General features: G+C 39.5%; 13 protein-coding genes. 1 reads left to right on the top strand and 12 read right to left on the bottom strand.

The annotated features are described in order from the left end of the window. Nucleotides 1-19 precede the first annotated feature (19 nt). From EL17_RS20685 to EL17_RS20695, 3 genes are all read right to left on the bottom strand, one after another. Nucleotides 20-1,078: a family 43 glycosylhydrolase gene (locus EL17_RS20685; RefSeq protein WP_035078932.1), complete on the bottom strand. Its 1,059-nt coding sequence runs from the start codon at nt 1,076-1,078 to the stop codon at nt 20-22. A 79-nt stretch (nt 1,079-1,157) separates the two neighbouring features. After that, nucleotides 1,158-2,690, bottom strand: coding sequence for a RagB/SusD family nutrient uptake outer membrane protein (locus EL17_RS20690; protein ID WP_035078933.1), 1,533 nt, complete (start codon nt 2,688-2,690; stop codon nt 1,158-1,160). Nucleotides 2,691-2,707: 17 nt separating this feature from the next. Beyond that, nucleotides 2,708-5,767, bottom strand: a complete 3,060-nt coding sequence (locus tag EL17_RS20695; protein WP_035078936.1) for a SusC/RagA family TonB-linked outer membrane protein — start codon at nt 5,765-5,767, stop codon at nt 2,708-2,710. A 258-nt stretch (nt 5,768-6,025) separates the two neighbouring features. Here EL17_RS20695 and EL17_RS20700 point away from each other — a divergent pair, with 258 nt between their 5' ends. Then, nucleotides 6,026-10,099, top strand: coding sequence for a hybrid sensor histidine kinase/response regulator transcription factor (locus EL17_RS20700; protein WP_051720259.1), 4,074 nt, complete (start codon nt 6,026-6,028; stop codon nt 10,097-10,099). Nucleotides 10,100-10,123: 24 nt separating this feature from the next. Here EL17_RS20700 and EL17_RS20705 read toward each other — a convergent pair whose 3' ends face one another. The 9 genes from EL17_RS20705 to EL17_RS20745 all read right to left on the bottom strand — a co-directional run bounded on the left by EL17_RS20705 (nt 10,124) and on the right by EL17_RS20745 (nt 23,711). Beyond that, the gene (locus EL17_RS20705; RefSeq protein WP_035078939.1) at nt 10,124-10,924 is read right to left on the bottom strand and encodes a phytanoyl-CoA dioxygenase family protein; all 801 of its coding nucleotides are present in this window, start codon (nt 10,922-10,924) and stop codon (nt 10,124-10,126) included. A gap of 153 nt (nt 10,925-11,077) precedes the next feature. Beyond that, nucleotides 11,078-12,397, bottom strand: a complete 1,320-nt coding sequence (locus tag EL17_RS20710; protein WP_035078942.1) for a hypothetical protein — start codon at nt 12,395-12,397, stop codon at nt 11,078-11,080. A gap of 11 nt (nt 12,398-12,408) precedes the next feature. Beyond that, nucleotides 12,409-14,829, bottom strand: coding sequence for a TonB-dependent receptor (locus EL17_RS20715; protein ID WP_084166294.1), 2,421 nt, complete (start codon nt 14,827-14,829; stop codon nt 12,409-12,411). A gap of 367 nt (nt 14,830-15,196) precedes the next feature. After that, nucleotides 15,197-15,499, bottom strand: coding sequence for a nucleotidyltransferase domain-containing protein (locus tag EL17_RS20720; RefSeq protein WP_035078948.1), 303 nt, complete (start codon nt 15,497-15,499; stop codon nt 15,197-15,199). A gap of 623 nt (nt 15,500-16,122) precedes the next feature. Next, on the bottom strand, nt 16,123-16,911 hold the full coding sequence (locus EL17_RS20725) for an SDR family NAD(P)-dependent oxidoreductase (protein WP_035078950.1): 789 nt from the start codon (nt 16,909-16,911) through the stop codon (nt 16,123-16,125). A 215-nt stretch (nt 16,912-17,126) separates the two neighbouring features. Next, nucleotides 17,127-18,737 (bottom strand): RagB/SusD family nutrient uptake outer membrane protein, encoded by a 1,611-nt coding sequence (locus EL17_RS22880; protein ID WP_084166295.1) that lies wholly within the window; start codon nt 18,735-18,737, stop codon nt 17,127-17,129. Between the two features lie 22 nt (nt 18,738-18,759). Further along, nucleotides 18,760-22,008 (bottom strand): SusC/RagA family TonB-linked outer membrane protein, encoded by a 3,249-nt coding sequence (locus EL17_RS20735; protein ID WP_084166296.1) that lies wholly within the window; start codon nt 22,006-22,008, stop codon nt 18,760-18,762. Between the two features lie 64 nt (nt 22,009-22,072). After that, complete coding sequence (locus tag EL17_RS20740) at nt 22,073-23,035, bottom strand: FecR family protein (RefSeq protein ID WP_035078953.1); 963 nt, start codon at nt 23,033-23,035, stop codon at nt 22,073-22,075. 118 nt (nt 23,036-23,153) lie between these two features. Beyond that, nucleotides 23,154-23,711 carry an RNA polymerase sigma-70 factor gene (locus EL17_RS20745; RefSeq protein ID WP_035079111.1) on the bottom strand — a complete coding sequence of 186 codons (558 nt, stop codon included), beginning with the start codon at nt 23,709-23,711 and terminating at the stop codon, nt 23,154-23,156. Between the last annotated feature and the right edge of the window lie 27 nt (nt 23,712-23,738).

The following is a 23,738-nucleotide window of genomic DNA, read 5'->3' on the forward strand; positions in this document are numbered from 1 at the left end:
CGGTTTGCATATAGTGATGTCAATCATTGAATGCAGGTGCTTTTTGGGAAGTTACGCTGGGTTCCTGCCCCTGTATGGTGGGATAGCCATCTCTCCAAATCAGTTTATCCAGCATCAGAGGTCTCCTATTGGTTCCATTGTCCAGTCTGGGGTTGTTTTTGGGTATGGCATGGTAAAGCAGCCATTCAGTGCCTTCATCATCCACCATGATCTCAGCATTATGCCCCGGACCTGCAAAACCATAGTTTACTGAATTGCTTCTTAAGATAATTTCACCGTGATTACCATCTGCAATACTGTTTCCTCCTTTATCCAAATAAGGGCCTAAAAGATTGTTTGATTTTCCTACCCTTACCTGGTAAGTACTATTGGCTCCCTCACAGCAGGATCCTTCAGAACCGAAAAAGAAGTATGCTCCATCCTTTTTATATACATATGCTGCTTCCAGGTGCGTATGGCCGATATGTACTTTTTCTCCTTCTACTGACTTACCATCTGCAGACAGTTCTATGGCATATATCCCATGAAAACTTCCCCAAAACAGAAATTTCTTCCCATCATCTTCTATATAAAATGGATCAATGGAATTTTCTACCCCTATTTCACTGGAAAGAAATAATTTTCCCTGGTCTATAAATGGACCCTCCGGCCCTGAAGCTATGGCTAACCCTATACCGGCATCAGGATCACCCCAGGTGGAATAAGAGTAATACATGTAATACTCCTCTCCGACTTGGGTTACATCAGGAGCCCAGATACCCCCTGCATTTTTCCAGTTTGGCTTTACCTGAAATGCATTTCGGACAAATTCCCAATTCACCAAGTTTTTTGATCGGATAATGGGAACCAGCTTATGACCTCCTTCATTTCCCCAGTTATCTTCTGTACCATAGGCATAAAAATATCCGTTACTTTTGACCACAGTAGGATCTGCCAAAACGGGTGAAAATACAGGATTGATATAAGTATTTTCCTGTTCAGGTAAATCTACATCCGGATTCCCCTCATTGGATTCCTGACAGGATGCTGCCAAGAGAATAGGAACAAATAAACAGTAAATATTGATTAAACTCTTCATATAATTAAAATTTAGTGAAGATACAGGGGCAGGAAAACCTGCCCCTGTGCTGATTCATATAATAAGCAGTATTGACCTTTTACCAGCGTGGATTCTGACGCAGGTTCGGATTGATATCTAAATCTCTCTGAGGTATAGGCAAAAATTCATCCTTCCCCACCTCAAAATTATTGAACCCTGGGTCCCGTGATGCTAGATTTTTGTTCAGATCACCCCATCTGATCAGGTCAGCATATCGATGGCCTTCTCCAAATAACTCCAGCAGTCTTTCATGTTTTAATTGATCCAAAAATGCCATTTGACTAAGACCAGGCCGTGCTACTGATAGAGCAGGAAGGTTAACCCTTTGCCTTACCCTGTCTACATATGGGTAAGCTTCTTGGGTTCTTCCCAGAGCATTTAATACCTCCGCATACATCAATAATACATCCGCATAGCGTATAAACCTGTAGTTATTAGGCGAGCGGTATCCCTCTTCATTTTTCCAATGATCATTGAGAAATTTTCTATGCCAGGCCCTATTGCGATTTGTATTTCCATATCTCTGTACAAAAGACTGCCCATAGACCATAGTAAATTCTGGTCCCCTTTCGTCGGAAAAGGCATACAATATACTAGTAGACAGTCGAGGATCTCTTTGATTGTCAATTGTCCTTTCGGCTAAGAATTCTTCAATGGCCCAAGTTCTGGATTCAGCATCTGACCATCCTATGCCTGGAGGTGCCATAAACTGAGCTATAGAAGATCCATAATTGTGGTTAAAAGTAGCCACATCATCATCAGTGACTTCCGTAGGGTTCACTGCAAACTGCCACTCAAAAACTGATTCACTGTTATTTTCTGTATGAATCAGAAAATTATCACGGTACCCTGAAGCTAGTTCATAAATTCCCGCCCCTTCTCCATTTACCAACCAATTGAGCGCTGATTCAGCATCATTGTTTTTCTCCTGCTGCATATAAGTTTTGGCCAGCAGGGCGTAGGCAGCTCCTTTGGTGACTCTCCCTAGATCATTACTGGATGAATAGCGTGCTGGAAGGCCACTAATAGCATTAAGCAGATCTCTCTCTACCTGAGCCCATACTTCCTGCTGAGTCGCAGTAGGTGGCAGGTCAGTAGGAGTAGAAATCTCTAACATCAAAGGAACATTTCCCCACAGCAAAGCTAAGTTATAATAAAAATATCCTCTCAGAAAATAAGCTTCCCCCAATAGTCTGGCTTTTAGTTCCGCATCCATTTCTATTAAAGGTACATTTTCCAAAACTTGGTTAGCTCTGAATATGCCGATGTAATTATCTCTCCAAACATCTACTACAGGTCCAAAATTATAATCCGGCTGAATGAAACCTCCCATCGCATTGGCTAAATCAGCCCATGGACTGGCACTGTAGCCCTCATCAGATCTGGTGATAAAAATGATGGGCATCCACCTGGAAAATCCTACCCGAGCAAATGTACTGTATATAGCATTGACTCCCTGTTCTGCATCTGTAGCATTGTTCCAGAACACATCCATCGTAGGCTGGTTTGGATTGATTCTATCCAAATCAGGGTTACAGCTTATTGTGAATGCCGTGAAAATTATGGTGATGTATTTATATATATTCTTCATGATAAAATCTTTTTCAGTTAAAACTCACAATTAAATCCTATCGAATAAATTTTATTGGCAGGCCAATTACCCTGATCATAACCCCTGTTAAGAATCCCTGAACCCACCACATCGGGGTCAGGTCCGCTGTATTTGGTGAACGTGAACAAATTCTGTCCGCTGATAAAGATCTTGGCCCTCTGGATTCCAAGTCTTTGATTTAATTGAGGCGCTAAGGCATAACCCAGTTCTAAATTTCTAATCCTAAAATAGGATGCATCCTCTAGCCATCGGTCACTTTCTAGCCTGGCATTATCTATTAATCCAGGATCACCTACAGCGAAACCTATCCTTGGGTCTGTCGTATTTCTATTATCAGGGCTCCAGGGACTGATGTCCCGTCTGAAGTTAGTATTCTGATAGCCGTCTATATCGGCTCTCACCCCATTGAGTACAGAGTATCCAAATACACCCACCATCTGGATGTTGAGCGTAAATTGGCCATAGGAAGCATTAAACTGACCACCTGCCTGCATAGTAGGCCAGGGAGATCCTACAAATGTCCTGTCTTCCTGATTGATCTGACCATCGCCATTAATATCTAAAAATCGAACATCACCAGGCCGTGCATGTGGCTGTATCAGTTGACCATCTGGTCCTGTATAGTTGTTTATTTCTTCCTGACTCTGAAACAAGCCGTCCGTCTTTAATACATACCATTCTCCTATTGATCTGCCTATTTGAGATCTGGTGATACCTGTTTGGATATAATCTATGCCCTCACCAAAGTTTCCTACATCTTCTACCCTATTCCTGATTGTAGTGATATTTGCCGAAACATCCCACTGGAATTCACCGCTGTATTTTCTATAGGTTGCTTCTATTTCCAATCCTCTGTTTCTTATGGAGGCCGCATTGACGGCCGGATCGCCTCCCAGATTACCCAAGTAAAAAGCCACCGGAAGGTTTACGAGTACATCTTCAGAAAGGGAATTATAATATTCTGCTGACAATCCTATTCTGCCTTCTAAAAAATTGGCATCAAAGCCATAATTTTGGCTTTTTCTTCTTTCCCAGCCAAGGTTTGGATTAGCTAACCTAGCCTGCGTAGCGCCTACATAAGGTACCTGGTCCGGACCAAATATAGCCCTGGGGTTACTGTTCAAGAACCCTATATAATCCCATGATCCTACAGTGACTATGCCCAGTTCTCCATAGGAACCCCGAAGTTTTAAATCAGAGACAAATCCTGAGTTGAAAAACGCTTCATCACTTATTCTCCATCCTGCTGCTATAGAAGGAAAAAACCGGGATCTGTTATCCGCACCAAAACGGGAATCAGCATCATATCTTCCTGTAAAAGTAAGTAGGTATTTATCATTATAGGTATAGTTTAACCTTCCCAAATACCCTACTATCAAAAAATCAGTATTGACAAATCCATCTGCAATTGGATCTCCAGTAGCAGATCCTATAGTCTCAAGATATCTTCCACCGAATTGTTGTATATCAGTTCTTCCTGCTAATATCCCTTGGTTATTAGATTGCTGCTGAGAGTACCCTACCACACCATTGATATCATGAAGCCCAAAAGTTTTATTGAAATTCAGGGTATGTTCTAAAAGCAAACTGGTATAGGTGGACCTGTTTTCCTGTATGGTGGTAGGAGCAGCAGGTTGATTGAAATGCCATTCCCCTACCCTTCTTAGCGTTTTTATATGGTCAAAACTGGCTTCCAAACCTGCATTAAATCTATAGGTAAGCCAATCCGCAAGTTCAACTTCCAAATAAGCATTGCCCACTATTTTGGCAAAATTACTTCGTTGAGTATTGATGGCACTTAGTGCAATTGGGTTATTGGCGTAGGTCACTGCATCAGGGGTACCTATACCCCACCCATCTGGATTAGCATTCGTAATGTAGCGTGGGTGCTGAACTGGTATAATGGGAAGTTGCGTATATACATCATAAAAGGGGTTTCCAAATGGCGGAGTGTTGCGCACTGAATTCGTTAATACTATGTTTTCTCCAAATGTCACCCTTCCTTTCGTTGACCTGGAATTAATCCTGAATGCTGCTCTTTCAAAGTCAGTTCCGATGAGCTCACCTTTGTTTTTAAAATAACTTCCAGAAACTAGATAAGTACTTGTTTTAGACCCACCGGATATGGTGACATTATAATCCTGTACATTACCCAATCGGGTGCTTTCATCATACCAGTTGGTATTGATAGTAGGGTCAAAGTTACTCGTCACACTTGCAGGAGGCGTCAGACCTGAATTTTCAAATTGTCTTCTTTGCATGGCCGCAAACTCCACATTGTTCATCATTTCTGGACCTCTTGGCAGCTGCTGTATACCATATTTGGCAGAAAGAGTAATACGGGCAGGTCCTTCTTGGCCTTGTTTCGTGGTCACGATGATGACACCATTAGCAGCCCTGGAACCATATATGGCAGCAGCAGATGCATCTTTTAATATTTGGATGGATTCTACGTCATTTGGATTGATCGTGACATTAGCATCTGCTATCATTCCATCAATTACATATAGGGGACTTGCATTGATAAAGCTGGATACACCTCTGATTTCTACAGAAGCTCCCTGACCGGGGCCACCGGCATTTCTTACCGTTACACCGGGAGCCAGTCCTTGCAATGATTCCCCTATGGAATTGGCCGTGACAGAGCGGGTATTTTCTGTACTTACTACTGCTGTAGCACCGGTTAGGTCACGCTTTCGCACTGACTGGTAGCCGATTACGACAAATTCGTCCAAATCGCCTATGTTTTCTGCCATTACTACATCTATAGGGTTCCGGTTTCCCACTAATATTTCCTGGGTCTCCATCTGTAAAAAGGAGAATACCAGAATAGCGCTTTCAGAAGCTACTTGTATTCTATAATTACCTTCAAGATCTGTTACAGTACCATTATTAGTACCTTTTTCTAAAATGGAAATACCCGGTATGGGCTCCCCGTTCTCCTGGTCTACCACGGTGCCGGTCACTACTCTGGGAGTCTGTGCCATAAGAGACATGGCCATTCCTAAGGAGAGAAGAAATGACATACATGCCCTTAATAGTAATTTTGTCTTCATAAGAATTTATTTTGGGAATATTGATTTATAGTATAGCAGTAGCATTAATAAAGTAATGCCCACTGCTTTTCGACTGGAAATGTAGAGATATTGCAAACGATTGCTTATAACAAATTCACCAATCTATAACACAAATCCATCTTTTGGATATGATTGACGGTTTTAGTTCAATTAGAGATGGAATTCTTGTTTTTTTTGCTCATCTTAATTGAAAATTTTGACCTTCTGATTTAACCCTTAATACCTAATATCATTTACATGCATTCAAGAATTGCTAAAGCCTATATTTTACCTCTGTTCTTAATCCTATATATTGGTCCGTTTCAGTCTGTACACAGCTTCGATGGCCGGTTTTATTTCAGAAATTTCAACGTAGAAGATGGTCTTTCTCACCAGACTGTATATGCTATACTTCAGGACAGGCAGGGATTTATGTGGTTTGGTACCAAAGATGGACTAAACAGGTTTGACGGTAACCAGTTTAAAGTATTTAAACAGGACAGGTCTCAGCCAAATGCTTTAGGCAGCAGTACTGTACTTTCTTTATATGAAGATGAACAGCATCATATCTGGATCGGGACAAATGATGGCGTATACGTATATGATCCGGAAAAAGAATCCTTTTCCGCTTTCCCTTCAGCCAATGAAGCAGTAAAAGTAAAAGGGTCAATCTTAGAAATCAGGCAGGACAATAGTGGAAACATCTGGATGGCTTCTAATACAGAAGGCTTATATAAATATCATATTCACTCTAAAAAATTAACCAATTATAGGCACAATCAGCATGTAGTCGGTACCCTCGCACACGGATCTGTATCTTCTTTGACTATAGACAGACAAGGAACAGTCTGGGTGGGAATACTAGGCAGTGGAGTGCAAAAATTTATAGCTGCTACCGAGTCCTTTATAGAATATAAAGATGAACGCGAAATTCTAAAGAAAAACCTTATTTTGCATTTATTTGATCATGGACAAGAACTTCTCATAGGAACAAAAAGCGGCGGGCTTAAGCGACTCAATAAAGCTACGGGCCAAATAGAAGATATCCTTACTCAAGACGAAAAACACAATCCTTTATTTATCAGAAATATCAACAAAGATCTCCATAATCAGATATGGATCTGCACAGAAAGGGGACTATACCTGTATGATCCTCTATCCGGGAAATACCAGCATATTCAACAAAACCCCAATGATCCGTATTCCCTTTCAGATAATGCCACCTATACCAGCTATCAGGACAGGGAAGGTGGAATCTGGGTAGGCACTTATTTTGGAGGGATCAATTATCTGCCCAACCAAACCATGCAGTTTGATAAATATTACCCAATAAGCGGTAGTAACGCGATCAGTGGAAGACGTGTCAGAGAAATGGTAGAAGATCATGAAGGGAATATATGGATAGGTACCGAAGATGCAGGTCTAAACAGGTTTAACCCCATATCCAAAACTTTTTTAAGCATTCCCTCAGGAAAGGGAAAGAATGATATCAACTATCACAATATTCATGGTCTTGTAAGAGACGGGAATAAACTATGGGTAAGCAGTCATAGCATGAATTTTAAGATTGACGTTTTGGGGTTACCGGAATTATCCATTACAAAATTAAATCCTACAGATCTTCACAATCCTTTATACGACAGTGATATTTTCTCGCTTTATAAAGACAGTAAGGGACTCATATGGATAGGAACCATTAGTGGTATCTATAAAGCTGACCCTATAACTTATAAATTTCAAAAGGTAGAAAGCCTAGGGATACCCTTTACATATGATATCATAGAAGATCAAGAAGGATGGATGTGGTTTGCTACTACTAATAATGGATTGTATAAATATAATCCAACAACAGGTGAAAGTGTAAACTATAGGCACCAAATAAATGATCCTAACAGTTTGCCTGATCATGCCATTATTTGTCTGAGCCTGGACCACCAGGGTAAGTTATGGATCGGTACCGAGGGTGGCGGGTTGGCTGCCTTTGATCCACAGATAGATGGATTTTCTATTTTGACCACTAGCGGGGGCCTACCTAGTAATGTTGTTTATAAAATATTGGAAGACGATCTTCATCATCTATGGCTGAGCACCAGTAATGGGCTGGTTCAATACCAACCTTTAAATGGTCATATTAAAGTTTTTCATAAATCCACCGGATTACTTACAGACCAGTTTAACTATAAATCAGGACTTAAAGCTAAAGATGGGAGGCTGTATTTTGGCACCTTACAAGGATTCATATCGTTTGACCCGAAGACTTTCACCGAAAATCCTTTTATCCCGCCTGTGGTAATGACAGGCATAAAAGTATTCAATAGAGAAGTAGAAATAGGAAAAGCCAGCTCTCCTTTAAAAAAATCAGTGACCAACACCGAAAAAATTACTTTGAAACATGATGAAAATTCTATTGGTTTTTCATTTGCTGCGCTGGGCTTTACGGCTATGGATTCCTGGTCCTATACCTATATCTTAGAGGGATTTGATAAGGAATGGCATACCTTAGACAAAAACCAGGCAGTAACTTATTCCAATTTACCTCCAGGCCAATATGTATTTAAGGTGAAAACCACACAAGAATCGGATCAGATCGCTACCGCCGCTACCAGTCTAGAAGTAACGATCACCCCCCCATTTTATCTTACCTATGTAGCATTTTTGCTTTATTTTTTACTGTCCATAGGTTTAATCTATATCCTGATTACCATGTATAAAAATAGGGTATCCGCTCGGCACAAAGAAAAACTTTTCCAGCTGGAAACTGAAAAGGAAAGGGAGATTTATCATGCCAAGGTAGAATTTTTCACTAATATAACCCATGAGATAAGGACTCCGCTCACCTTAATAAAAGGGCCACTGGAGGAAATCATCAAAAAGAAGGAAGCATTTTCTGAAGACATTCAGGAAAATTTATTGATTATGGATAGAAATTCTACCCGCCTCATCAACTTAAGCAACCAATTATTGGATTTTAGAAAAACTGAACAGCGAAATTTCAGTCTCAATTACATAAAGACGGATATGGTTACCCTGTTAAAAGATCTGCATTTCAGGTTTAAAGCTACTGCTATTCAGAAAAAGATAAATTTCGGATTTCATGTAGAAGAACATAAATTTTATGCTGATGTAGATCGGGAAGCTTTTACAAAAATCCTTAGCAATCTGCTTTCCAACGCCTTCAAAAATGCCCAAAAGGTGATAGATATCAATTTTAAACCATTAGCTAACCAATGGATGGAAATCACCGTGTACAATGATGGAAAATCAATAGATCCTGACCAAAGCGAAAAAATATTTGAACCTTTTTACCAGATCCACGATACTCATAATCATACTTCGAAAGAAGGTACAGGTTTAGGTCTGCCATTGGCCCGCTCATTAGCTGAGTTACATAGAGGCAAGCTCATATTGAGACAATGCCCTCAGCATCCAGGTAATTCATTTGTTCTATCGTTGCCTATAAAACAGGAACATTCACTTGCGCTGGAGGACGGGACCTATTTAGCCGACATCATCGAAAATACATCATCCTTACCTACTTCCACAAAAAGTGATACCGCTTTAGAAAACAAAGCCAGTTTATTGATAGCAGAAGATAACAAAGAACTGCTATCTTTTATAGCAAACCATCTAAAATATGATTTCCATATCTATAAAGTAGAAAATGGACAGGAAGCCCTGGCGCTGCTTGATGAGAAACCCATTGACCTTATCATAAGTGATGTTATGATGCCCGTCATCAATGGATATGAATTATGTAAGGAAGTAAAGGGTAAAATCGAATATAGCCATATTCCTGTCATTCTGCTGACAGCTAAACAAAATTTGCAATCCAAGATCGAAGGATTGGAGATGGGTGCTGATGTATACATAGAAAAACCATTTTCCATTGATTATCTGACATTACAGATTAAAAACCTACTTCATTACAGGGATCAGGTAAGGCATTCCTTTGCCAACTCACCATTGGTACTGGCAGAAACGATCGCCCACACCCAGGCAGATGAACTTTTTCTCAATAAAATCAATCTAATCATCCTAAATCAACTATCCAATGAGCTATTTGGTGTAAGTGATCTGGCAGAGGCAGTAAGCATGAGCCAATCCAGTTTGTTGAGAAAAATCAAAGGTATCTCCAAGCTTACACCCAATGAATACATCCGATTGGTAAGGTTGAAAAAAGCAGCTGAAATACTTAATGAAGGAAACCATACCATCACAGAGGTCTGCAGTCTGGTAGGATTTAATTCCCCCAGCTACTTTAGCAAATGTTTTTTCAAACAATTCGGAGAATTGCCAAAAGATTATCATAAAGCAGATCCTTCACATACATGATAGGTTACAATTACCTATATAAGCCTACCTGATGAATAGTTTTCTGTAAATATTATGGGGTAAATGTACAAGGAAGGTTTTTAATATGGCTTTCCAGCTACCTGAATAGGATCTCTTGATAAGATTATTGTATTTAAAGTCATCTTTCCCCTTCACAAGGATGCAATCTGGCTGTAAGGATGAATATTTAGTATTGGGATAATGATTGTTTTGCGGTATGAACAGTTTATGTTCAGGGGTGGTGTACTGAAATATCATAGCTGTACGGACAGCATCAGACACATTTTGGGTAGCATGCCATACGAGTCCACTGAATATAATAAACTGCCCATCTTTAATGTCAACTTCTATCAATTTACTACTAGGATCGATCTTTTGCGCTGCTGCGAGTACCTGAGCATCGTTCTTAAGATCTATCCGGTCTCTTTCAGCTAATTCTTGTGGAGATATCCCAAAATTATGAGAGCCTGAAATTAATTTTAATGAGTTACTTGTTACATTTTTCATCCCAACCCATACGGTAAGTCCTGGCCATCGGGCCATTTCTACATCTATATGCCAACGGTGAATGACAGATGGGGACTGCCTAATGATCTGACTGCTCCAAAGTATTACATCATTTCCCAAAGTTTTGGACACTTCTTTGACAATTACGGGATGGCTCCCCAGATCATACATGCCTGGAACCAAGGTATGCCTTCCTTTAATCCATGGTAAAAATTTATCTGGATAAGTATCACAGTTAGCTATAAGCTCATCTATAGTAGACTTAGTAAGTAAATCTATTGGATTTCCATAACCGTTTGAACCTGATACATTTGCCATAATATTATTGATGGATAAATCCTGTTAATTTAAGAAAGTTAATTGATAAGCTCCTATATTCTATATGAAAGTATTTTCCTAAACAAAAAAAATCAGGTATCCCCTAAAAGGAAATACCTGATTATATTATTTTCAATGAACCTTCATCCAAAATTAAAAAACACCTATATAATGATTGCCTGGTTTATTGATTAATGTGGCACCTTTGATGACTTCATTGGTTTTGCTGTTCAGAATGTAAATATTACCATTTTTCCCTGTAGGGGTAACCGCTATGTACACCTCATCCCCATCTACCATAAATCCCTGATACTGACTAAAATCAAGATCAGCATCATAAGGTATGCCTTCTACTTTAGTGGCTGTTCTGGCAGATAGATCTACTTGCGCCACATATCCTTGGTCTGTACCGCCATGAGTGTACAACACGTAAGCAATATTATCATTTACATATCTCCAAGCATCTACATAAACCCCCTTTACGCCCAAAGCTGCATCCAAACTAAATATATAGCTGTTATCATATTCATTGTTTTGGTTAATTCTTAAGATATGAGATCCTTTTGGATCACGCTGAGTAGCTTGGTAAATGTTACCGTCTGAGGCCACAAAACTATTAAAACTTCTGTAACCACTGCAGTCCCCATGACCTACTGAAGAGGTAATGATGGTGGGATTTTCAAGAGAAGGATAATCCACTACTACTGACTTGGTACCTAACCTTTCGAAATTGTTTGCTACTGTATTGGAAGCTACATCATATTTTCGCATCCATGTACCTATGATCAGTTTATTTCCTAATTTATTTAGAACTGGGGCATCTAGTCTGAAGATGGTGTGGCCCTGAAGTTCTTCTTCAGCAGTTAATGGTATTTCGTATTGACGGTATCCTGAAATCAAAGTCTCCTGGAAGTCAAGTGCCAAGACGGTAGCCACTCCTCTGTAATAAGCAAACGTACCTCCTGCCGGTGGAGCATTATTAGGTACTGGTAGGGTGACATTTACAGCTATACCTGTTCGGTCTCCATCAAATAATTTTACCCATCTCGGAGATGTACCTGCATACTGAGAAATATTGACTCCTCCATCAATAGGATTAAAATTCCGTCCGCCGTTTACAGCGTATTTAGTAAACTCTCCTCCATTATCGCCGGTATAAGCTATATTGAAAAGTGTAGACCCATCTTCTGATGCTTGCAGACGGGCTGTTCTGTTTGATCTTACTCCATAGCCGTTCTCAAATACATCTATAGATACTTCTGGATTTCGGGCATCATCTTTAGAAACTGCATAAACCATAGTTCCTCCATTGCCATCGCCTGGAGTAGAGCCCATCAGTGCTCCTGATACAGTAACCCAACGGTCCGCATTACCGGGATTATCCGGCATAGGGTCGTCATTTGAACAGCCTGTTAAAGCTGCACTGCCTAGCATTGCTCCGATAAGAAGCCCGTTTAATAATAATTTTTTCATATAATTATTGATTAGAAATTATTTATTGTGTAATTCAATTTTAAATAAAAGGCCCGGCCAGGTTTCTGCACAGCAAAGTTATCATAAGCCTGTCTGTCAAAAATATTTCTTGCATCTGCGCTTATCACAAACTTCTTATTGGGAAACATATAACTAATCCCTATATCCTGAATAAACTGCCTTGGGGTCCTGAACTCATCTATCTCCATCCATGATGTGTAAAAACGATCCACAAAACCAAAATTATAATTTAGAATAACGGTAGATTGGGTTTGTATAAAATCATTTAGGGTATATTGAACCATATTATTTACAGTGAAAAATGGTTCATTTGGCAATTGTTGATTATAGTAAGTGTATTCTTTTCCATTTGGATCATACTGCTGGTTGAATACAGTATTGAATCTTGAAAAATTAAGAAAAACATTCAGATTTCTGCCCATCTCATATTTCAGTTCAGCTTCAAAGCCTTTTGATTTTACCAGTCCAAGATTTTCAAAAGGGTCTGTTTGTATGGCATCATTCATTCTTGGATTGATTCTTTGTACGATTTTATCTTTGGTATCTCTTAAAAATCCAGATACATAAAAATCAAATTTGTGATCGCTGTTATACAAAAATCCCCCCCTGAAGCCTACATTGAGGTTATTACTGATCTCCGGTCTTAAGCTTATATTTTCGATGATGTTATCCCCTGGGCTCCCAAAAATTTCATTTTCTGAGGGCATTCTTACGGCTTTCTCTGCAGAGACAATTAGCATGAGTTTTGGTAAAACATTCAATGATGTAGCTAAACCATATCCCGTAGTGTTTCTTTTACTTTTAGCAGTATCTTCTCCTCTTATCTGTTCACCGTTCTGTCTTAGCAGAATAGGGTTCATTCTCTCGATTTGCTGCTGATAAAATTTAGTAAAAAGGTTTGTCTTTAAACGGGAATTAAATGCATTCATTTCATATGCTACCGCGGAGATATTCTTGGTAAGGTCTCTGGTACCTATAAATGACCGCTCAAGTTCCGTTTTCATCAGATCCTGCTCCCTTCGGTCGATCGTATAATACATATGGTTAAAAACCACCCTGTGATTATCATTGATATCATAATTCAAACCTGATCTAAATGTAGTCACTTTCCGGTCTATATGGTTAATGGTCGGTGCCCCCTGCTGTGCACCTCCTGATCTTAATATGGGCGTACCGTTCAAACCTATACTTTTCTCACCAAACCAGTTATAATTCCATCGCACGGTATCATTTACTACTTCATGTCTATCACTGTGCATGCCCGTAAAAGTGACTTCAAGCCCTTTAACCATAAAGTCTTTTTTATTGTAATTAAGGTTAAGTACATTAGATTGAGAAGTAGTAAATCTACCTTTATAGGGAATAGTCATATAGTTACCATGCTGGATTTCATTGTAGTCATTGGAACCATTGAATCCTATTAGAAACTGGTCAGCCCACTTTACGTTAGTAAACCCCAACTGAATCTGTCCACCTGTAGACCGGTATGCATCGTTAAATCGCCTGGTCCTGACATACTCGTATCGTCCGTTTGGAAGAATATTTCTGACAAACTTACCCCACACCTCATAGTTATTGTCAGAGTAATTATGAAATCCAGATGCTCTGACGGTAAATCCATTTTTTTCATTACGGTACATGCTGCTAAAATTAGCCTGCAGGGTATTGAAAGACCCATAAGAAACCGAAGCAGTCAGGTTATTGCTCATATCTTGCTTCAATATGACATTGATAGCCCCGCCTAGTGCATCGTCTGATAGATGGGCCGGTATTACGCCTTTATAGACTTCTATCCGTTCGATCAAAGCCGGAGGGATGCTGTTAAGGCTAAAGGATGCCCCATAAGTAGAAATGGGAATACCATCTATAAATATCCGGACAGAATTCCCAGACATGCCGTTAAGATTATAATTTACCGCTGAACCCAAACCTCCATTTTGGCGGACACGTATGCCGGCGGTTCTGTTTAATAGATCATTGGTTTGTAAGGATTGCAATGATGCCTTTTTGGTTTCAATTACATTAACAGCAAAGCCAGATTCTTCTATTTCCTTTTCAAAAGTTTTGCCTTCCACTACTACTTCACCCAGCTCTTCTTCGGACTCCTCCAGTATTACGATTATTTCCATTTTGTCCTGGGGCGCTACCTTTACCGGCACATCTTTTCTTTGGTATCCCAGGCCTGAAAGGTAGATGGAATGAGTCCCAGCCGAGAGCCCATTGATAGAAAAAAAACCATTCATATCAGTGACCGCTCCCAAAGATGAATCCTGTAATAGCACCATGATGCCAGGTAAGGTTTCACCCTGACTGTTATAAGCCACACCTGATATACTACATTTCTGCCCTTGTGCCTTTACCGAAGCGCTAAAGCAGATCATAAATAGGAGTAACAAAAAGTATCTAGACATTATTTAGATCAATTTTAAACAATGCAAAGATGGAGTAAAGATTTTATTAATTAAAACTATTTAGATTAAATCTTAATAATAAATAACTATCGAAAAATGATTTCTATTAGGTATCTTCAATTTAATATTCATAGCTATATTAAAGCGATCTCCCAATAAGGAACTTGATTTAACAATCAGGCAATTAAACATATTACCCATAGCATTATTACAAATAACGCATATGGGCCATATAAGCTTTATGTGAGTATATGTAAGTAAATCAATGAGACTTGTTATGAAAAGGGAGAGTTATACTGTATAAATTGATTTTATTCAGGTTCGTATCACATCTAACGATATGCAATAAACAGCGTCCCTTCTATTTTTATTTATGGTACAGTTTGACCTTTGTGCTGTTTATTCTTTTTTTTAAATAGGCATTTTTAATTTTGGTAGGTTCGAGCAAGTTTACGGGTCTACTGAGCAATGTTTCCAAACCTAATTTCAGATGCCGATAGGTTTCAACATACAAAAGAGGATCTTTTTCATCAATTTCCACCATAAGATCTACATAATCATTGGGGGTGTTGTTGCCTGTCGTAACCGACCCCACTGCAAAAAGATAAGCTACCTTATTTTCTTCGCAAATCTGAGCTATCTGCTTAATATGTTTTATTAAATTATGCATATTAAAAGTATTTAATATTCTAATATAACCAACAAACCATATTTTTTGTTAAAATTTACTAATAATTTATCAGAATTAGAATAATAATCACAGATTACACATCCATATGACAATATTAGATATCTTTTATAAAGTAAATTATAAGGTAGCAGGTATATTCTATACTTTCGGTTGTTAAAAGATGAGACTTGAGCTAAACTGGAACGGTATCCTGTATGCCCCTTTATATCAGGCCTGTTAACTCCATTTAGCACAATGGCTTGATCTTTAAAAAGTAAATGATAATGGAATGAGCTCTTTTGGCAGTGTGGGTTATAATGGAAGAGTTTATATAGTCAGCGTGGTATAAAGCCAAAACTCATTATTATTCCACTCCAATGTGGTGTAAAGCGAAAGATTCCGATTACATTTGGGGTTTAGATATCATTTATTATAGTTAATCCACACATTTGCGTAATCCGGGGATCCACCAGTTTATGGTATAAAACGCGGATCAAACATTCCATTGAAAACAAAAAAGCCTCCGCAACTGATAAACATTAGCTACGGAGACTTTATATGAATTTTAATAAGGGATCCTAGAACTATTAGATCCACTCAAAAAAAGTAATATTTATAACTGCTTAGAAGACGCTTTTAACTATTCCACCATCCACCCTGAGGGCAGCTCCATTGATACCGGAGGCCTTGGGACTACATACGAAAGCTACCAGATTGGCGATCTCCTCTGGTTGGAGCAGTCTGCCCAAAATGGAAGTAGGTCGGTTTTCTTCCATGAATTTTTTCATGCCTTCTTCTATGTCTACATCAGAAAATTGTTCTTTAATAAGTTTTCTGACACTTTCGGTTTCCGTAGATCCTGGCATCACAGTGTTTACAGTTACGTTGGTTCCTGAGGTTAATTCTGCTAAATTTCGCGAAATTGAAAGCATCATTGTTTTGGTGGCGCCATAGTGCCCCATATTTGGATCAGGGTTAACCGCTGTTTCAGAAGATATAAGAATTACCCTTCCTTCTCCTTTGTCGATCATTTTCTTAGTATAATACTGACTCATCCGAACCGCGCTCATGATATTGACATTAAAGATATTTTGCCAGTCCTCCTCAGTGGATTCAAAAAACGGAATCGCTTCGTAATAGCCTACATTATTGATCAAAATATCTACATCAGGATATTGTTCAATAATTTTATCGCAGTTTTCCTTCTTACCCAAATCACCTACAGCACTTTTGAAATTTTCGCTGCCAGTGCTTTCTTTTAGCGATTTGATAGCTTTGCTCACTGATTCCTCTGAGCGGCCATTAACGATTACCGTGGCCCCTTCTTTAGCGAGTGTATCAGCAATGGCAAATCCTATTCCTCCGGAAGAAGCTGTTACCAGGGCAGTTTTGTTTTTCAATTGTAAATCCATATTAATTTGATAAATTAGGTTATAAGTTTGATTTATATATTTACAACAGGTATATGGACCTTATGTTTAGCTTTAATAAAGCTTGGAATTTCAGTCAATTTATTGATCACATGATTTTATCTCCATAAGTGAAGCAGCGTAGAAGCTAATAATGCATCATTGGACAAGTACCTCAGGGGTTTTGAATCCATTCTATTCAAAACACTTCAAATTGATCAATACCCGGGATTTTGAGCGAAGTCATTTTTGGTTCTGTCTATTTGGGTTTGGGGGATAGGCCTTAGCAGGTGATGTTCTTGGATATTGGGACCACCATATGGATTATATTTCCGCACCCTTTCTATCAACTTCCCTGTTCGTTTTAAATCCGTCCATCTATGCAATTCTCCACAAAGCTCCCGGCCTCTTTCATCCAGAATTTCGTCTATACTTAATTGTTCAGGCCTGATTAGAGGAATAGCCATGCCAGGAAACGCGGCCCGTTTTCTGACTTCATTGAAGTAAAAGGCGGCTTCATCCAGTTTACCCTGCATCATCAAAGCCTCAGAGGCGATAAGATAAGTTTCTGCTAAGCGCATATACATGTAATCCCGCCCATTGTTTCTGGTGTATGGATACCGGTGCTTTTGGACAGTCGGTGAATTGACGGTATTTCTGTCTTTTATTCTGACAAGTCTATAAGGATATTTAGCCACGTCTGCATCCGGAACTTCCTGTATGATAGGGTCATTGGTAAACCATGCAGCTGTATCCCCTATGCTCTTGCCCTGAGGCAGATTGGGAGCATCGTTATATTCCCAGACTTCTTTAAAGGTCACACTGTATCTGGTATCATTGCGGATATGTAACCCTTCCTTTCTGTAATCATTACCAAACAAGGTGGTCAGGGCATAATCTGTAGGCCAAAACCTGGCAATACCTGTATGATACATATCGTCCCCTATCAATCCTGCCAATAACCATTGCCGAGGGGCAAAATAGCGCTGAAGCTCATTTCCAGGATTATTGACTTCGGGGTTATCCCCCCACTGAACTGCCCAAATTACCTCTTCATGTCTCTGGTTAAATGGATCAAATACATCTTTATATTGGTCCAATAACCTATGCCTACCTGAGGTTATTACCTGGATGGCAAGCGAAGCTGCTTTTTCCCAATTACCTATGGTGAGATATACCTTAGCAAGATGATTTACGGCCGCTATTTGGGTAGGCCTGCCATATTGGGGCTGCTGTGATGGTAAATGTTCTATAGCATATGTTAAGTCAGCAATGATAGCTTCATATACTTCGGCCTCCGGCACCCGGTAAGCTTCAAGCTCTACTTTCCGAGTTTCTTCCAAAGTAAGGTGCAAAGGTCCAAAGTGCTGCACCAATACAAAATAATAATGCGCTCTCAAAAACTTCGCTTCAGCAATTTTCTGAACTTTTAAGCTTTGGTCTAAATTAGGTATATCCTCTGCACGACTGATTACCGTATTGACGTAATTTATTCCTTTGTAAAACGGCTCCCACACCAGCTCATCCCCAGAAGGAGACAGTACGGTAGAGGAATTTAATCCAGCCCCATAAGTGTCCCACTCTGAGTTATAACTTTGGCCTTCCTGAAACAAATCTGTACCATACAAATTCATCAACATCCCAGGTTCTCTGCCATAAAACCCTCGTAAGGGAACATATGCGCCGATCAGTGCCTCATCCAATCCTTCAGCAGTAGAAAATTGAGTATCAGCCACTGTATCCGTTATCATATTTTCAGTAAGGTCCACACAGCTGGCAAAGCACAGGTTAATGATCCCGCACAGTATGATGTATTTTGTTTTTTTCATTTCGTTTTGATTTAGATGTGTATTAGAAGCCTACTTCTATACCTAGTAAGAATGTTCGGTAATTTGGCATATCGTGATTTCTTGCCCCCTCTGGATCTAATCCAGGAAAATCGGTAAAAGTAAATGGATTCTGGACACCTGCATATGTCCTGATTCTGTTAATATTTAATTTCTCCGTTAAAGGATTAGGAAGTGAATAGCCTAAAGTGATATTCCTGACCCTGATGAAGCTCGCATCAAAATAGGCCATAGGAGTAGAATAGGCATGGCCTCTCACCCTGGGCTGAGGAAATTCATTGCTGGGATTATCAGGTGTCCAGTAGTCTACATTTCTGGAGTTCAGGTTATACCCTCTTCTCAGATTGATCATTCCGCCCAAAGAAGTTCCTCCTGCCTCACTGTAAATATTTACTCCCTGGGTGGTATATATAAAAACTGCAAGATCGAAATTTTTGTAATTAAACCTATTGTTTATACTTCCCGACCAACTGGGTATATCAGAACCTAGTATAATACGGTCATTTGCATCTATTTTTCCATCCTGGTTGATATCACTTAATTTCATATCACCTGGACGCTGTCCATAACTTACAGCCGCTTCTCTTTCATATTCCTGCCAGATGCCTTCAAATCTCCAGTCATAATATACATTAATGGGCTGTCCTATAAACCAGCCGTTTCCAGGGTCATCTTCTTTGCCTCCATACAGCTCTATGATCTCGTTTTTATTAGTGTGGAACACCACATCAGTCACCCATTTGAACCCTCCCGGTTTTCTGGAATCAAAGTTTATTATGGATAAGTTAAACTCAAATCCCCGGTTTCTGGTAGAACCAATGTTTTCAAGTACACTAGCAAACCCTGAAGTGGGAGGTAATTGCCTATTCATCAGCAAATCGATGGTGTTTTGTTGATAAATACCTACAGTACCTGAAACCCTATTATTCAAAATGCCGAAATCAATACCCAAATCCAGCTGCCTTGTCCTCTCCCATCTCAATTCCGAATTGGCCAGCTCTAAATTTTGAAAACCGAAAACAGATTGGTCACCAAATGAATAGCCAACACGGCCTACCCTTCCCTGTGTCTGATAGGGATTGATACCCGTATTGCCCACATCTCCATAGCTAGCCCGGAATTTAACTTCATCAAAAAATTGCTGCCTACCAAAGAACCTTTCCTGATCTATCAGCCAGGCAAAAGCAGCAGAGGGGAATAAACCGTATTTATTACCTTCAGCAAGCCTGGAGGAGCCATCTACCCTGCCTGTTATGGTAAACATGTACCTGTCCATCAGCCCATAATTTACACGCAACATATAGGATTCCAACGCCCATTCATTCAAAAAGGAATTTCTACCGGTCGTTTCTTCAGCAGTCCCTATGTTGTGATATCGCTGCTGCTCGAAGGGGAGTCCTCTTACCGAAGTGGCCATACCAAGGGCCCGCATGGTCTGTACACTATATAAGCCTGTTGCTTTTATATTATGGTTTTCACCAAAATTCTTGCTGTAATTGATAATGTTTTCAAACAAAACATTACTCGTTCTGCTGTTTTCTATAGCAGCTGTAGAAGTCTGCCAAGTGTGGGTGCCTCTTTCATAGTAGGTCAAGTCAGGTGCAAAATTAAACCTATAACTCAACCCTTCCAGTAACTCAAGTTCCGCATAAAGATTGGCTATAATACGGGTCCTGTCTCTTCTGTCTATTACCAAGTCTCTGTTCAGTGCCAATACAGGAAAGCTTTCACCCACAGCAAATTCGCTGGTCAGTGCCCCTAACCCCCTTTCAGGCCAATCTAACGGGCTTCCCAAAAGCAGATCCCTAATATTGCCTCCTCTATGCTCATTACTGTAAGTAACCTGAGAAGTCACCCCTGCTCTGAGGCGTCGATTTACTTTTTGATCTAGGTTAACCCTGCCTACGAAACGGGAAAAATCATTGTTGTCCAATATGGATTTATGATCAAGGAATGTTCCGGAAATAGCATATTTCGTATCCTCCGTTCCTCCGCGCACGCTCAATTGGTGGTTTTGTTGCAACCCGGTTTCGAAGACCTCCTTTTGCCAGTCTGTATCAACACCATTTTGAATAGCTTCCCGTTCCCAGTCCATAAACAGGGCCTCATCTGTGGTATAAGAGCCATCCTGTCTGGCTGCCTGCCTCTGCATTTCTGTATATTGCTGTGCGTTCATTAAATCCACCCTATTCGCGATCCGCTGAATACCTGCGAATGCACTATATTCTATCTGGGTCTGCCCAGAAAAACCACCCCGGGTAGTGATCAAAATGACACCATTAGAACCCCTAGACCCATATATAGCTGTAGCGGAGGCATCTTTCAATATTTCTATGGACGCTATATCGGACGGGTTTATATCCATCAAATTGCCTTCAATGGGAATTCCATCCATCACGATCAATGGATCATTCCCCGCTACAAGTGATCTAGAACCTCTTATTCTTACTGTGGATCCAGCGCCAGGTCTATAGCTGTCCGCTACTACATCTACTCCTGCAGCTTTTCCCTGCAGTAAATTTTCGAAGGAATAAATAGGTTCGCTTATGATATCTTGCCTCCCTATAGAAGCTATAGATCCTGTCATTTCCCTTCTCTGTACTGTACCATATCCCACCACCACAAATTCATCTATATTATTATCAGATGGTATGAGTTTTATGGATAAAGTTTGCGCTTCTGTCAAAGTTACTTCTTGTGAATCATATCCGATATAGGAGAAAATCAACGTTTGTCCGGCTTCCGCGTCCAGGCTGAAATCTCCAGCTAAATCAGTAACTGTTCCTTTGGAGGTGCCTTTCACTATAATATTAACCCCTGGCAAAGGTTCGTCACTTTCCTGATCCCTCACCCTACCGCTTATCTGGATACGAATGGCAGGTGTAAGTGGGAGATTATCCATTTGCTCCCTGACAGCTATATTGGTATTGATCTGCTTGAACCGTAACTGGGTTACCTTAGTGATTTCCACTAAAAGGGATTCTAAATCAATCGATTTTTTTGATAGGGTAATTTTTTGGTTTAATCCCAATTTTCCCTCGTAAGTAAATACAAAATCGCTCTGCCGTTCTACCAATTTCAATATTTGATCGACTCGATAGTCCTTTAGCGAAAAATTAATGATCGTATTCTTTAGCTGTTGAGCATCTGAACTGGAGGCCAATACCATACTGGTCGCTATATGCAGTAGCATTCCTACCAGTAATATCCGGGCAAAGACCCCCATAGACTTGAGAAGTAAGGGTGTTTTCATAATTTATAGTGTGTATTTGGTTTATAAGGTGTTCTTTTAATTGTTGCATTATTGGTAGATTCTATCAGGAGCAGTCCATAGCTGATATGATAAGCTTCTTATGATCGATTTTATATTCCAGTGATATAGCATATGAAATGGACTCCAATATTTCCACCAGGGAATTATATTGGTATTTTCCTGTCACGGTACAAGCATACTGGTGTGGATCCATTTGCCATTCAACCTGCTCTATGTCATACCATTCCACCAATTCATCTATAGCGAGCTTTATAGGAGTATGGTCAAATATGATCTCACCTTTGGTCCAGGCAAATTCTTTATCTATATCTATCAGGTCCTTGGTAAAGGTCCCTTTCAAATGATCAATACTTATCTTTTCCTTTGGTATTAGGTAGTGGGACGAATGTGAATCGTTTACACTGACTTTTCCGGTTAATATCGCTACAGTCGTAAATGCCTCCTTTTTGGCATTTACAGTAAATGATGTTCCCAGTACGGTCACAGCCACTCCATCTGCCATTACTACAAAAGGAGATGCTACATGAGGCACGATGTCAAAAAAAGCTTGACCTTTAAGATGTACGGTACGGTTGGTTTGAAAATTGGCAGCAAATTTTAAAGATGAATTGCCTTGAAGATATACTGTGGATTTATCCGGTAGGATAATTCGTTTCCTTATTTTGTTCACAGTAATGATTTCCTGCCAATCTATTTCTTCTAAAGAATTTAAAATCGGCTTCTGCTGGTATTTTATCTGGAAAAGTAAAAAAGAGACTGTAAATAATAGACCAATGACTGCAGCATATTTCCATAAGAAAGACATGTCTGAAGTAACTTTTTTCTTTAAATAGCGGTTGAAAAAAATTCTTTGTCTAACTTTTATTGATTTTATCTGACCGGGTGATAAATACGGAGTCTCGGTTTCATATAGCTCATACCAGTGGTCCAGGATCTCCTGTTCCTCCCTGTTGATTGTACCATTTAACTGTTTATAGATAAGTTTCCTGTAATATGCTGAATTCATCACATGTATTGTATTTACACTTACATGTCCCTGATTTCACTCGGATATACCTAAAATTTGGATTGTGTAATTATTATTAAATGCTGCACTTATTATTTAAAAATTAACACTAAAAATTTTACGAAAAGAAAAAAACGCATACTAGCAGAGGAAAGTCTTTCAATTCATCTTTGATAATGGATAAAGACATGGAGATCCTGTTATTTACCGTCTGCGGCGAAAGCCCAAGTTTTTCGGCTATTTCTTTTGATGATAATCGATCATACCTGCTCAGTTTAAATACTTCCCTACACTTTGCTGGCAACATTTCGATCGAATGATAAATTTTCTCATATGCTTCTTCCAATTCAAAATCACCTTCCATATTCTCTATCTGAAGGTCCAGCCCATCTATTGATCGGATGGATATTTTTTGGTCCCGCACGGATTTGTAAAACTTATATTTGACGGCAGTAAAAAGGTAAGATTCTATATTGGTGTGAATGGATATTCTGGTCCGGTTATTCCAAAGGTCTACGAATATGTCCTGTACGATATCTTCAGCCTCTTGGGGATGGCCGGTTTTCTTCAGGGCATGAAGAAACAAGGGATCCCAATATCTTTCGAAAATCAACTCAAAAGATTTTCTGTCTCCGTTCTTAAAAACATTCAACAGGTTATTCTCGGATGTTTTCATGAAATCAAACATTATAAAATACGAAGC

This window comes from Anditalea andensis (assembly GCF_000714815.1).
GTDB lineage: Bacteria > Bacteroidota > Bacteroidia > Cytophagales > Cyclobacteriaceae > Anditalea > Anditalea andensis.